Source organism: Bradyrhizobium sp. USDA 4516 (genome assembly GCF_054055915.1).
In genome coordinates this window covers 3,196,439-3,210,833 of sequence record NZ_JBSRXT010000001.1, presented here as the reverse complement: position 1 = coordinate 3,210,833, position 14,395 = coordinate 3,196,439, and the positions used below count along the sequence as shown (strand labels likewise).

General features: G+C 63.4%; 8 protein-coding genes. 1 reads left to right on the top strand and 7 read right to left on the bottom strand.

The annotated features are described in order from the left end of the window. Nucleotides 1-37: 37 nt before the first annotated feature. A complete protein-coding gene (locus ACVI1L_RS14765) occupies nt 38-4,861 on the bottom strand; it encodes an NAD-glutamate dehydrogenase (protein WP_456783192.1) in 4,824 nt (1,607 codons plus the stop codon). A gap of 327 nt (nt 4,862-5,188) precedes the next feature. Continuing rightward, nucleotides 5,189-7,132, bottom strand: coding sequence for a sigma-54-dependent Fis family transcriptional regulator (locus ACVI1L_RS14760; protein WP_456783191.1), 1,944 nt, complete (start codon nt 7,130-7,132; stop codon nt 5,189-5,191). A gap of 284 nt (nt 7,133-7,416) precedes the next feature. Between ACVI1L_RS14760 and ACVI1L_RS14755 the strand changes: the two genes are divergently transcribed. Next, a complete protein-coding gene (locus ACVI1L_RS14755; RefSeq protein WP_456783190.1) occupies nt 7,417-9,225 on the top strand; it encodes an NAD(P)/FAD-dependent oxidoreductase in 1,809 nt (602 codons plus the stop codon). A gap of 191 nt (nt 9,226-9,416) precedes the next feature. Here ACVI1L_RS14755 and ACVI1L_RS14750 read toward each other — a convergent pair whose 3' ends face one another. The 5 genes from ACVI1L_RS14750 to ACVI1L_RS14730 form a co-directional block, all read right to left on the bottom strand. After that, the gene (locus tag ACVI1L_RS14750) at nt 9,417-9,836 is read right to left on the bottom strand and encodes a CBS domain-containing protein (protein ID WP_057015376.1); all 420 of its coding nucleotides are present in this window, start codon (nt 9,834-9,836) and stop codon (nt 9,417-9,419) included. Between the two features lie 251 nt (nt 9,837-10,087). Then, nucleotides 10,088-10,558, bottom strand: a complete 471-nt coding sequence (locus ACVI1L_RS14745; protein WP_176937234.1) for an aminoacyl-tRNA deacylase — start codon at nt 10,556-10,558, stop codon at nt 10,088-10,090. A gap of 120 nt (nt 10,559-10,678) precedes the next feature. Next, nucleotides 10,679-11,491, bottom strand: coding sequence for a pentapeptide repeat-containing protein (locus tag ACVI1L_RS14740; RefSeq protein WP_456783189.1), 813 nt, complete (start codon nt 11,489-11,491; stop codon nt 10,679-10,681). Between the two features lie 275 nt (nt 11,492-11,766). Further along, nucleotides 11,767-12,324 (bottom strand): hypothetical protein, encoded by a 558-nt coding sequence (locus ACVI1L_RS14735; protein ID WP_456783188.1) that lies wholly within the window; start codon nt 12,322-12,324, stop codon nt 11,767-11,769. A 189-nt stretch (nt 12,325-12,513) separates the two neighbouring features. Next, nucleotides 12,514-14,349, bottom strand: a complete 1,836-nt coding sequence (locus ACVI1L_RS14730) for a DUF1963 domain-containing protein (RefSeq protein ID WP_456783187.1) — start codon at nt 14,347-14,349, stop codon at nt 12,514-12,516. Nucleotides 14,350-14,395: the final 46 nt, after the last annotated feature.

Genomic DNA, 14,395 nt, shown 5'->3' with positions numbered 1-14,395 from the left:
CAGCATCGCGCTTCTCACATCGCTGCCTCGCACGCCCTCAGGCCTTGACCAAGTCCCCCAGCAGGTTCGCCGCCACCGTCAGCTTGGCGAGGGTCAGGCCGCTGGCAGCGATCTCCTCCACCGAGCGGCGGATACGCGTCGCCTCGGGGTGAGCCGCGAGCCAGGTCTCGACGGCCTGCTGGCCAGACTGGCCGGTTGCCAGCATATCGGCGGCCAGTCTCCTTTCGGCGCCGGCGATCTGCTCGACGGCGCGATCTATGGCCATGCGTTCGAAATAATCGTTGGCCGGCACACTGCGTGCGGCGGCGATGATGCGGTCGAGACGGAAATTCGCCTCGGCGGCGTAGAAGGTCGCGGCGGCATCGCCGATGGGGCGCGTGGTGCGCTCGGCAACCGTCACGATGTCGGGAGCCGAGACCAAAGCGTCAAGATCGGCGAGCTCTCCGGCGAGGCCGGCCGGGACGCCGGCGTCGGCGAGTTCCTGCCGCCGCTTGACGCGCGCGGCTTGCAAGTCCGGCGGCAAGGCAGTGTCGAGCCCGGCGACGATCTGGCGGATCGCCGGGCCGAAGCGCGCGACGACGGCCTCCAGCCCGTCCTTGAAATCGGCATTGCGCACGTACCAGACCATGCGGGAGAGCAGGAGGTCCTGCACCGAAGCGTAGAGGGACAGCTGCAGCTGCCCGTCGATGCAGGCGTCGAGCGCGTCGATCGCGTCATTGAGCCACTTCAGGCCGTAGCATTCATCGACCGCCACATAGGCCATGACGATGGTCGGGATGTCGGCGTCGGTCTCGTCGATCAGGCGCACGACGCAGGCCGGGCCGCCGCGATTGATCACCGCATTGGCAAGACTGGTCGCGATGATCTCCCGCCGCAGGCGATGCAATCCGGCCGCGGTCGGGAATTTGTCCTGAACCTCGCGCGGAAAATACTGGGATAGTTCGCGGGCAAGATAGGGGTCGTCGGGCACGCTGGTGACGAGCAGATCATCGTAGAGGGTCAGCTTGGCGTAGGCGAGCAGCACGGCAAGCTCGGGCCGCGCGAGGGACTGGCCGCGCCGTGTGCGCTCGGTGAGCGCGGCGTCGTCGGGCAAGAACTCCACGGCGCGGCTCAGCAAGCCGCGCTGTTCGAGCGACTGCATCAGGCGGGTGAGGAAACCGGTCTCTGCCACACCCTTGCGCTCGGCCAGCGACAGCGCCAGCGTCTGCAGATAGTTGTTGCGCAGCACCAGCACGCCGACCTCGTCGGTCATCGCGGCAAGCAGGCTGTTGCGGTCAATGGGACTGAGGCGTCCCTCGCGTTCGGGGCGCGCCAGCGCGATCTTGATGTTGACCTCGACGTCGGACGTGTTCACGCCGGCCGAATTGTCGATGGCGTCGGTGTTGAGCTTGACGCCCTTCTGCGCCGCTTCGATGCGGCCGCGCTGGGTAACGCCGAGGTTGGCCCCTTCGCCGATCACCCGGGCACGCACGTCGCCGCCCGCGATGCGGATCGGATCGTTGGCGCGGTCCCCGACCTGGTCGTCGCTTTCCCCGGAGGAGCGGACATAGGTGCCGATGCCGCCAAACCACAACAGGTCCGCGCGAGCCTTCAGGATCGCCGTCATCACCTCGAAAGGCGTGGCTTGCGGCTTGTCGAGATCGAGCAGCGTGCGCACTTCCGGCGCAAGCGGGATCGCCTTGAGCGAGCGCGAGAACACGCCGCCGCCCTGCGAGATCAGCGACTTGTTGTAGTCCTGCCAACTCGATCGCGGCAGATCGAACAGGCGCTTGCGCTCGGCGAAGCTGGTCGATGGATCGGGTGAAGGATCGATAAAGATGTCGCGATGATCGAAAGCCGCCACTAGCCTTGTCGCCGGCGAGAGCAGCATGCCATTGCCGAAAACGTCGCCCGACATGTCGCCGACGCCGACCGCGGTGAACGGCATGGTCTGAATGTCGGTGCCGAGCTCGCGGAAGTGGCGCTTGACCGCCGTCCAGGCGCCGCGCGCCGTGATCCCCATCTTCTTGTGGTCGTAACCCTGGCTGCCGCCGGATGCGAAGGCATCGCCGAGCCAATGGTTCATCTCGGCCGAGATCGCGTTGGCGACATCGGAGAAGGTGGCGGTGCCCTTGTCGGCGGCGACGACGAGGTAGGGGTCGTCGCCGTCGTGACGCACGGTGGATTCGGGCGGCACGACGATGTCGCCGTCGAGATTGTCGGTGAGCTCGAGCAGCGAGCGAACGAAGATGCGATAGCTTTCGGTGCCCTCCGCGAGCCAGGCGTCGCGCTTGGAAGGCGGCGGCAGGCGCTTGGGCACGAAGCCGCCCTTGGCTCCGACCGGCACGATCACGGCGTTCTTGACCTGCTGCGCTTTCACCAGGCCGAGGATCTCGGTGCGGAAATCCTGCGGCCGGTCGGACCAGCGCAAACCACCGCGCGCAACCTTGCCGAAGCGCAGGTGGATACCTTCGACACGAGGGGAATAGACGAAGATCTCGTAGAGCGGTCGTGGAGCGGGCAAGTCGTCGATCCGGCGCGCCTCGAACTTGAAGGAGATCACCGGACGCGGGTGTCCATCCTCGCCGATCTGCCACAGATTGGTGCGAACGGTAGCCTGCACCAGATTGGTGAAGCGGCGCAGGATGCGGTCTTCATCGAGCGAGGCGACGGATTTGAGCTGTTCCTCGACCTCGGCAAGCAAAGCCGCCTCGCGCGCCGCGCGCTCGGCGTCCGTCAAGGCGAGGCGCGGATCGAGGCGGGTCTGGAACATCGCGACCAGGCTGGCCGTGATCGCGGCGTTCTTGCGCAAGGTCTCCCACATGTAATCCTGGGTGAACGGAGCGCGGATCTGGTGCAAATAACGCGACAGCGCCCGAATGGTCGAGACTTCCCGCCAACTTAGGGCGGTGCGCAGGATCAGGCCGTTATATCCGTCAGATTCGGCGCGATCGGTCACCACCGCCATGATCGAGGCTTCCAGGCGATGGCTGAATTCCGGGTTGATCTCGATGGGCTGGCCGTCACTGGTCTCGATCGTCATGTCGTGCAGCCAGACCGGCGCAGGCCTGGTACCGGGCACGACCTGATAGGTGCGTTCGTTGACCACACGCAGGCCGTGATTTTCGATCACCGGCACGCGGTAGGATAACGACAGCGGTACGGCGTCCGAAAACACCTTCAGGCCGAAGCGCCTCGGATCGTCGCCTTCGATGCGGTAAACCGAAATCGTCACCGGGCGCGCCGGCGTCAACTTTTCGACGGTCGTGATATCGGCGATCGCCTGTTCCGCGCCGAACACCTCGGTATAGCCGCCGCTGAAGGCCTGGGCATATCGGTTGGTGAGCATGCGCGCCCGCATGCCATCGGTCGACGCGGTAAGCGCGGCCTTCAGCTTGTCGGCCCAGGTCGCGGCAATGGCGCTGATCCCGGCTTCGAGCAGGGCGCGGTCGACGACGGGCGTTTTGCCTTCATAGCGTCCGATGATGAAGTGGACGCGCGCAAGCGCCCCTTCCGGGAATGATACGTAGGAGGCGGACAGCTTCCCTTTGTAGGCCTGCGCCAAAAAGGCTCCGACGCGCGTGCGGACGTCGGTGTCGTATTTGTCGCGCGGAATGAAGGTGAGGATGGAGACAAAGCGATCGAACTTGTCGACCCGCGGCAGCGCCCGGACGCGCGGACGCTCGTAGAGGATCAGGATCTCGATGACGAAGTTGTAGAGCGTGTCGACGTCGATCTGGAACAGCTCGTCGCGCGGATAATCTTCGAGAATATGCATCAGCGCCTTGCCGGAATGGCCGTTCGGGTCGAAGCCCGCGCGCTGCAGCACCCGCGAAACCTTGTGGCGGACATAAGGGATCTGCCGTACCGAGCGAGTATAGGCGCCCGAGGTGAAAAGGCCGACGACGCGCAGCTCGCCTTCGAGCCGGCCGTCGGGCGAGTAGAGTTTGATGCCCACATAATCCATCCGGGTGCGGCGATGGACGCGGCTGGAGACATTGGCCTTGATGACGATCAGCAGGGTCGGCTCGTGCATGAACTCGCGGATTTCCGGCGTCATCACCACCATTTCGCTGCCGCGACGCAGGACCTTCACGTCCGGATCGCGCAGAATGCCGAGGCCTTCGCCGGTTGTAATGTCGTCCGACGCGTCGCTGTCGGGCGAGAAGCGATATTTGCGCACGCCGAGGAAAGTGAAATTGTCCGCGCAGAGCCATTGCAGGAACTGATTGGCTTCGGCGAGTTCGTCGATCGGCAGCGGCGGCGGATTGGAAGAGAACGTCTTGATCGCTTCCTCGACACTGTCACGCATGACGCGCCAGTCGGCAACGCAGGCGCGGACATTGTTCAACGTCCTGGTCAGGCCGTCGATCAGCTTCTGGCGATCGGAATCCGCATCCAGGCGGGTGATGTGGAGATGAATCAGGCTTTCGCGCGCGCCCTTTGCTCCGTCCGGCAATGCTTCCCCGTAGAATCGCAGCAGCTTGCCTCCATCGTCGCGCTCCACCGCGATGATCGGGTGAGCGACCAGGGTGACCTCGAGGCCCTGCTCGGCGAGCTCCGCCATGGTGGAATCGAACAGGAAAGGCATGTTGTCGTTGAGAATTTCGAGCACGGAAATCTCGCGTCCGTTCGGCAACGTCGGATTGACGACGCGGATATCGGCGCTGCCAGCCGTGCGCCGCTGCACGTGCTCCCAGGCCTGCTCCGCCAGCAGGGCAAGCGAGGCGGCATCGTAATTGGCGAGATCCTCGATATTGGTGTAGCCGAACAAGGGCTCGGCAAAGGCCCGGGGGCTCTTGCCCGCTGGCACGCTGCCCGCTGCATCGCGGATCAGGGCTGCCCGGGCCTTGTCGTCACGCCACGCCATAATGTCCTCCATTTGCCGTGCCGTCCGATCGCAGCCGCGACCATCCGCTTGATTCTGGAGTGCATCTCTTCGTGCGTTGCGATCGAATGCTACGCGAAATCCTAGCTTCGACGGCTGCCGACGACAATACTACGATCCCGCAGCGAACGGCGCACGCTGTCGTGAGGCGTGCTGAATTTCGCTTGCGACAGCGGGTGGGCCGAAGTCGGCCGACGGCGGCCGAACGCCTGGGGCAGGAAAAATCACATGCAATTTCAATTATGTATGGGTTCGCGCCGCAGTTCGGCAGGGATGTCGTATCTGACGGTGGCGGTCAGCGACGGCGGGCAACGACCGCACTCAGGTCAGGTCTTTCGGCATCGTGATGCCGAAGCGGACAATCTGGCGATGGATGGTCGAGCGATCGACGCCGCGTTCGCGCGCCACCTGCGAGACGTTCCAGCGATTGTTGCGCAACGCCGCAAGTAGCGCATCGGCTTGCCACGACGTCGCCGCTCTGCCACGTGCCGGCTTTCCGGAGCTGTCCTGACCCAGGGGATGAGCGATCCGGTCCGGCAGATCGGCAAGATCGATCGTGCCGTCGTTCGACAGCGCGCAGCCATGATCGAGCGCATTGATCAGCTCGCGGATGTTGCCAGGCCATTGGTACTTGAGCAGCGCGCTGCGCGCGCTTGCCGTCAGCGCATAGTTGGCCTTGTGCTCCGTCGAAAGCCGATGCAGGGATTGATCGATCAGCCACTCGATATCGGTGCGCTGACGCAGCGGAGGCAGCGCAAGCACCGCGCCGTTGAGGCGGAAATAGAGATCCTCGCGGAACTGCCCCGCCTTCACCAGCGTGACGAGGTCGCGATGGGTGGCAGCGATGACGCGGACATTGAGCGGGACCGGCCGGGTGCGGCCGACCGGTGTCACCTCGCGCTCGGCGAGCACGCGCAACAGGCGCGTCTGCGACGAGATCGGCATGTCGCCGATCTCGTCAAGGAACAGGGTGCCGCCGTCGGCTTCGAGCACGAGACCCTTCTTGCCCTTGGCCGCCGCTCCGGTGAAGGCGCCTGCCTCGTGGCCGAACAGCTCGCTCTCGATCAGGCTTTCCGGCAGCGCGGCGCAGTTGACGGCGACGAACGGTCTGCCTGCCCGCGCACTGACCGAATGCAGCGCCTTCGTCAGGTGCTCCTTGCCGGTGCCGGTTTCGCCGGTGATGAGCAGGCCCATCTGGGTATTGATGAGCTTGGCGGCGCGCGTCACCACGTGATGCATGGCGGGATCGCCGCGGAACAGGTTGCGTAGTGGCGCCGGAAGCGCCGACTCACTGCGGGAGGACGCCGGCGCCACCAGCTTGTTCGGGGGCGGCAAGGTCTGCGCGAACAGCGTCGCGCCGCTGTTGGCTAGTCGTAGCGTGCGTTGGCCGGTGGGGCGCGAATGGGCGAAGCGCGGCAGATCGTCGATGGTGCATTCGAAGATGTCGGACACGCCGAAGCCGTCGGCCCGCAGGCGAAGGTCCGGACGCTTGGCCAGTTCGCGGGCGAGCAGCTGCCTTGCGCGATTGTTGAAACCGATGATGTGGCCGCTGCTATCGACGGCCATTACATAGTCCGGATCGACATCGGCGAATTCCGCGGAGCCGGACAGCTTGATGATCCATTCCTGCCGGAAACGGTTCAGCAGATTCGCATTCTCGATCTTGTGGGCGAACGACTTGACCAGTTGCAGCGCCAGGAACTGGCTGGCCTTCGGTTCCGGCGAGCGCAGCGCGGAGATATCCAAGACCGCAGCGAGCTTGCCGCTGGGATCGAAGACCGGCGCGGCCGTGCAGGTCAGCGGAATATGGGTGGCGTCAAAATGGTCGGATTGATGCACCGTCAGGGCTTCTTCGGTCGCGATGCAGGTGCCGACTGCGCAAGTGCCGGCATGCGGCTCGTTCCAGTCGGCGCCGAGATAGAGGCCGGCCCTGCGAAGCGTGTTGTTGAATGTCGGGTCGCCGATGAAATCCACCGTGATGCCCCTGGCATCGGTGAGCAGCAGCACATAGCCGAGTCCGGCGATCTGACGATACAGCATCTCGACGCCGAAGCGCGCCGTGTGCAGGAACTCGTCCATGGCGTCGCGATGCTCGCGCAGCCGCCCGGACGTTACGATATGAGCGTCGCGCAGCACCAACGGATCGAGCTTGTGTTCGGAGACGCATCGCACCCACGACTGATGGATGATTGCGTCACGCGCGCTGCTCTGGCCGTCCGCAACGCGAACCAGCTCGTCGATGTGCGCAGCCCGCTCCGTCGTCACGGCTGATGCTCCTGGATGTTTCCCCGCACGTTGTTGCGTCGAGTGTCACTCGGATTGTGCCGCCGATCAAGTTTGTTGCGTGCAACACCTGTTGCATGACGCAACAAGTGAGGCGGCCTGGCGCCGACAGCTAACGCGAGGAAATGCCGAGCGTTTTTCGAGATGCGCCGCAATGGCATGAGGCTTGCTGACATGGTGGTCGAGGCAAGATTCGACCTCGCTAACAAACGCGCCGGACCCACGACGCAAAGGCGATCGACGCCGGCATATGGGAGAATGAAACCATGCTCACGAAGGCCCCGGACGGAAAGATCACCGCGCTGCTCGACGAGTTCAACGTCGCATTGTCGTCGGGTGACATCGAACGCGCGATCGAGCTGTTCCAGACCGATTGCTACTGGCGCGATCTGGTCACCTTCACCTGGAACATCAAAACCATGGAAGGCAAGGATCAGATCCGCGACATGCTTCAAGCGCGGCTTGCGGATAGCAAACCGTCGGGATGGCGCATTGCCGATGGCGAAGCCGCGAGCGAGGCCGGCGGCATCATCGAGAGCTGGATCGAATTCGAGACCGATGTCGCGCGCGGCTATGGTCACCTGCGCATGAAGGATGGACGCATCTGGACCTTGCTCACCACCATGGCCGAGCTCAAGGGACATGAGGAAAAGTCCGGCTCCACCCGTCCGCTCGGCGCCAAGCACGGCCACGGCAAGGACCGTAAGAGCTGGCGCGAGGAACGTGACCAGGAAATCACCGAGCTGGGTCATGCAAAACAACCCTATGCGCTGATCATCGGCGGTGGCCAGGGCGGCATCGCGCTTGGCGCGCGGCTGCGGCAATTGAACGTGCCAACCATCATCATCGAGAAGAACGAACGCGCCGGCGATTCCTGGCGCAAGCGATACAAGTCGCTCTGCCTGCACGATCCGGTCTGGTACGACCATCTGCCCTATATCGACTTCCCGAAAAACTGGCCGGTGTTCGCGCCGAAGGACAAGATCGGCGACTGGCTGGAGATGTACACGAAGGTCATGGAGCTCAACTACTGGAGCTCGACCACGGCGAAGTCGGCCAAGTATGACGAGAAGGCCGGGGAATGGACCGTCGTGGTCGAGCGCGACGGCAAGGAGATCACGCTCAAGCCGAAGCAGCTCGTGCTGGCGACCGGCATGTCGGGCAAGGCGAACTGGCCCACCTACAAGGGGCAGGACATCTTCAAGGGTGAGCAGCAGCATTCCTCGACCCACCCGGGGCCGGAGAAATATCGCGGCAAGAAGGTGGTGGTGATCGGCTCCAACAACTCCGCCCACGATATTTGCGCGGCGCTATGGGAAGGTGGCGCCGACGTCACCATGGTGCAGCGCTCGTCCACGCATATCGTGAAATCCGACACGCTGATGGATATCGGGCTCGGCGCGCTCTATTCGGAGCAGGCGGTGGCGAGCGGGATGACCACGCGCAAGGCCGATTTGATCTTCGCCTCGTTGCCCTACAAGATCATGCACGAATTCCAGATCCCGCTCTACGAGCAGATGCGCGAGCGCGACAAGGATTTCTACGCCGCGCTGGAGAAAGTCGGCTTCATGCATGATTGGGGCGACGACGGCTCCGGCCTGTTCATGAAGTACCTGCGCCGCGGTTCGGGCTATTACATCGACGTCGGCGCCTGCGATCTCGTGATCGACGGTTCGATCAAGCTCAAGAGCGGCAAGGGCGCTGCGGTGCGGGAACTGACCGAAACCGGCGTCAGGTTCGTGGACGGCAGCGAACTCCCCGCCGATCTCGTCGTCTATGCCACCGGCTATGGCTCGATGAACGGTTGGGCCGCCGACCTGATCTCGAAGAACGTCGCCGACAAGGTCGGCAAGGTCTGGGGTCTTGGATCCGATACCACCAAGGACTCCGGCCCGTGGGAGGGCGAGCAGCGCAACATGTGGAAGCCGACCCAGCAGGAGGCACTTTGGTTCCACGGCGGCAATCTGCACCAGTCGCGGCATTACTCCCAGTATCTGGCGCTGCAACTGAAGGCGCGGATGGAAGGCATCCCAACCCCGGTCTACGGCTTGCAGAAGGTTCATCACCTCGGTTGATCGACCGGGCGATAACGAGGTGTCGGGCGGATCGTCGTGCGATCCGCCCCTCGACAGATCGGATGGAGATCGAACCGTGCCGATCGCCGTCCAGCTTCGGGCCGATGCCTGCGAGACAGCCGGCACCGGTTGCCTTCCCGGTTGACCACGATACTAGCCGGTCTGCCAGCTTCCCGCAGACCGGCCTCGCCTCAATGATGAGCCGACACGCTCTTCATGCATTGGGACAAGAGATCGGCACCGGCAAAGTGGCCTACATCGCCCAGGCTGATCATGCCAACCATCCGCTTGCTCTTGTTGATCACAGGCAGTCTGCGAATCTTCAGCGTTTCCATGTGATGTATAGCTTTCGTCAGATCGTCGTCTTCCCGGCAGCAGTGGATGCCTTCGGTCATCACATCCCGCGCTGTGGTGCGCGCAGAGTTGAAGTCCTTGCTCGCGAGACCTTTGCAGACGAGGTCGCGATCCGTCACCATCCCGATCAGACGATCGTCTTGCCCGATCGGAATGCAGCCGATGTCGTGCCCTTGCATCAATTTCGCGATTTCGGTGATTGGCGTGTCGGGGCTCACCCAATCGACGCCCTTGTGCATCACGTCCTTGACTTTCATGGAGGACCTCCCGTCCAAGGCAGCACCCCCTCGCTCGCAATTATACAACAGAGCTGGCGCGACTGCATGCGTGCTGCGCCTTAAGGCACGATGAAACCGGGTCGAAGCGTCATCGCGCTCGAGCCCCTTGCTTGAGCATGATCTCCGCGCAAGCGCGTTCCTCCCTTGTCTCGGGGGAGAGCCGCTTCGCACCCTTCCGGATCATGCTCCAGTCGGGGCGCACAGATAGATGGTCCCGCTGTCACGCCGCCTCAGTCGTGCGCACTGAAGCTGCCATGCAGGGAACCGGCGGTCAGGCGTGCGAATTGCGCACGACCGAGATGAAGCAACGTCTCATGATCGCCGGCTTCGATATAGATCTCGGGCTGCATCCGGATGCTGTCATCAACGATAACGTCGAGCCCGTAGCAGCTACCGGCGGCGGGAACCGCCCCGTGCGCACAGTCCGTGAACAGCCGATCGATCTCGCCTTCAGCGGCCATGGCGATATCGTCACCGAATCTCGCCCTGAGATCCGCCAGCCTGAGGTGATGCGATGCCGGCAACACGGCGAGCAGGTACCCGTCGTTGCGGCGCAGCACAATGGCCTTGGCCAAGCGATCGCCCGAGACGTGACAAGCCTGGGCGGTAAGGGCTGACGACATCGTCAGGACGTGCGGGATTTCGTCGTACTCGATGTTTTCTGCAGCGAGATAATTGTGCAGTTTGGGAGAAATGGTCATGGCCTCACCTCCGGTGCGACATGCAACCATCCACCGTGGTCGTGCCCGCCGCACGATGAGCGGCTGCGTGGTTCTCAAGACAGAACATAGGTCTTGTCGCAGGACACTGCAATTCGATCCCTAACGGGGGCGCCGCGCCAAGTTCAAGTTCCGGGCCTTGTCCAGATTGCGGGCCTCGGCCAGCGCCGCCGCGCTCGGCAACAGGGCCGACGCAAGGTCGGCCTCGGTGAAATCTGCGCCGGCGACATTGGCGTCGGATAGGTCGGCTCCCGCAAGGTCAGCTCTATGGAGGCTGCAGTTCGCCAAATTGGCATTCTGCAGTTGCGCAAATTCGAGATCGGCGCGCGAGAGATTGGCGCCGCTTAAATCCGCGTTCCGCAGATCGGCGGATTTGAGCACGCCACGCATCAGGCCCATCGATTGGTTGCGCATATCAGCGCTCAGATCGGCGCCCGCAAGCCTGGCCCCGATCAGGCTGGCACCGGAAAGATCGGCGGTTATCCGAGCGCCGCTCAAGTCGGCGCCGCCAAGCTTGGCGCGTTGCATCTGCGTGCCGAGCAGCGATGCCTTGACGAGGGACGCCCCCGTCAAGTCTGCGTCGATCAGCCAGGCCTGGTTCAAGATAGCCCGATCGAAGCGGGCGCCTTTCAGATTGGTCTGGTTGAGCTTTACGAGATGAAGGTTGCCGCCGGAGAAGTCGAGGCCCGAGAGATCGAGGTGCGACAGTCGCTTTCCATCCAAATCTGCAGTGCGTCCGTTCCCTTGAGGGATCGACTTGAGGAGCGCATCGACCTCGGCGCGCGTCATCTCCGATGCCGTCATTTCCGGACTGTTGAGGTCGACACTCCGCAGCATGTCCTGCGACACGGCGTCAGTCGAATCAACCAGCACCGCCGCTATCGACACAAAGGCAAATGCGAGACGAAACGACATCGCCGTCTCTCCGCCGCTCAGAAACCCGGTATTGTCTCTTGTATTCTCCGGGTTGGCCGCGCCGTCAGGTTAGCTGGCCGGCTCCGGCCTATGCCAGAGTATGAAACCGGATATCGATCCTGGCAATGCCAGTGACCGTCTCAGCCGGAGCAGGACGAGGCGAACCAAGCCAGGCGCGGAATATGGTCGGGCACCTTCATGCCGCCGGCTCAACCCGAGGCCTGATCCCGATTGACGGGACGCCGCCAACACCTCGCGATGCACCACCGAGCCAGTTAACGCAGGATCAGCCGGCCGCGCTCGTCAACAAGCGCCGGAAAACGGGCCGCGAGAGTAGCGGTGAGCGGCGCATTCTGCTCGACCACTAGAAACGTCATTCGGCCGAGCCGGTAGCCCGCCCCGAAGGCGGCGGCGAGATTGTCGGACGAGACCACGACAACGGATTTAGGCTTGCTCGTGTCGGTGAACGTCACCAGCGCCGGATAGTCCTTCGGACGCAGGACGCCGGATGGCTTGGCTTTGACAGCCGCGCTCATGGTTCTCGCGTTGTCGCCGGGCGGAAGTGGCGGCGCCAGCTCGCGATAGCCGAGAACCTGGACGACGATATGCGTCATGCTGCTCAGATAGCTGTAATTTCGATCGTAGTTCGTCGCGAACAGAACCTTTCCGTCGCCAAGATCCACAAATGGGGCTTCGCCGTGCACGGTGAAGCCACCACCCCAGTCGGAACCACCGGCGCCCGGCATCGGGATCAGGAATTCCCGCTCAAGGCGCAGTTCCATCACTGAAGAGCCGGACTTCAACCCGCCGGGGGTTTCGACCTCGATGGTCATCCGGTAGCGCAAAGATGCCTGCGGCGTACTGCATCGGACCAACAGCCACGCCAATGCAATGGCCATGACGGCAAGAATGACAGGCCGTTTCAAAAGGACACCTTTGCGCAGCCAACAATCGGATATTGGCCGTCTTTCGCTTCGCTGATCATTCGGCTGCGACCGGCAACCGCCTTTGCGGCGGATCTGTCAATTCGATACATCCACCCGCACATGTCTGAAGTCGTACCGTTCAAGATCGGAGCGGGAGATCGAGACGACGAGGTCGCTGACGTCGCCGCATCTGAAATGCGTGAGATTGTTGCTCGGAAATTGCAGCAGCATGACCGAGTTCGGCTTGTTTTCGATGAAGTCCGCGCACCAGCCGCGCGGGGCGCCGCCGATCTGGAGCGTGGCTTGCTCGGCGTCGAACGCCCAGTCGGTCTCAAGCGGATGCCGGGCCGCCGGGATCACTGCATCGGGATCGTCGGCGTAAAGCTGCTTGGCGATTTCGGAGCGCAACACCCTGTACCCCGTCGACCAAAACTCCGGCAGCGCCTGATCGGCCGCACGCTCATCGAGCAGCCGATAGAGCGCGGTCCACTCGTCGGGCACGAACGCGGCCTCGCTCTGGCGATTGCGGATCCTGCGCATGACCGCTTCCAGCTCTGCGACGAGCGCCTCGGCCTTCTGCTGCCTGCTCCGTGCGATGGCGGGCCTCTGGCCCTCGCTTGCCTCGGCCGTTCCGAACCTGCGCAATTGCTCATGCGCCCAGTCGCGCTCGCTCTCCGCGCGCCCGCGGGCGTCTGCCCAGCTTTCGGGCGGCGGCAGCCCGCGACCATGCGCCATCGTCGTCTCGAGCGCCGCGGCGTTGTCGATCCAGAACGCGTAGTACAGTTTGCGAATCCCGCGAACCCGCGCCGCATAGGCTTCCCAGTCCTGCGGAAACTTCTCCCTGTATTCCAGCCAGCCGGCGAGATCGGCTGAAACGCCCCTGTCGGGCGACGGCATCCGTACGTCGGCCTGAATATCTCGTTCAAGGTCCTGAATGAGCCGAACCAGCCCGGCATATCTGCGCCCTTGCTCGGTATCGGGCGGAAACAGAGGCGCTTTCGATTTCACCCAGATCGGCGCCAGAAAACCCTCGCCATTGGCGAGCTCGATTTCCGACTTGTCGAGCGCCGCAACGAAGCTGCCGCCACGCTGCAAGGTGATCTCGTCGTGCAGCTCCCTGATGCGCAGGACCAGTTCGGCGTGGGACAGCCAGCTTTGCAACGAGAATGGCTGCTCCGCTTCGGAACGTGCCAACGCCTCGCGCAGCCGTTCCGCTGTTTCAGCGAGTTGCTCGAACGCAGTCACCAGCTCCTTGCGCGGCGGCTTGAGCCGCGCTTCCTGCTGCCGCGCCGCGTCGGTCAGACGCGCCGCCCACGCCCTCGATTGGGCAAGCGCCTCCTGCACGAGCAGTTCGAGCGTTCTCCAATCGATCGGCTGAAGCTCCCACGATGCGATGGCGAAAACTGCATCGGCAGAAGGATTGCGCCGCAGCCGGTTTGGAACGCAGCTTTCGCCGTCGACGGGATGCACGAAGTCGAGCGGCCATCTGGGCGGCGGTGCCAGCAGCCCGTCATACTTGTCATCGACCCAATACAGACCCGTGGCGCTCTTCTGCCAGGCGCGTTCGTTGCGACGTTGCGGTCCGAGCGTCGGTTGATGGATGACCTTCACGTCGATACGGCCGGAAACGGCTGCGAAAAATGCCAGCCATCCCGTCCTCTGACCGACGCCGCCCCACAGGCTGGGCGGCAAGGACGCGCAATTGATCTGGCAAAGAAACTGATACGGCTGGCCGTCCCTGCTGGGCCATTGGAAGGGATCAGGAAGTTCTGGATTGCCGCCGATCCAGCCGATGTCGGCTGCCGCCGGACGAGCCGGAATCGCAGCGCGCAGCCAGACTGCATTCTGGTCATGCGCGGCCGGGTCCTCATCCGAGGCCTTGGCAAGCATCTCCAGATTGTACGTTAGGAACTTGGCAATAAAGTCCTTCATCGCGCGCCGCTCCTCAACCTGGGCCAGAATATCGGCGTCGATTCAG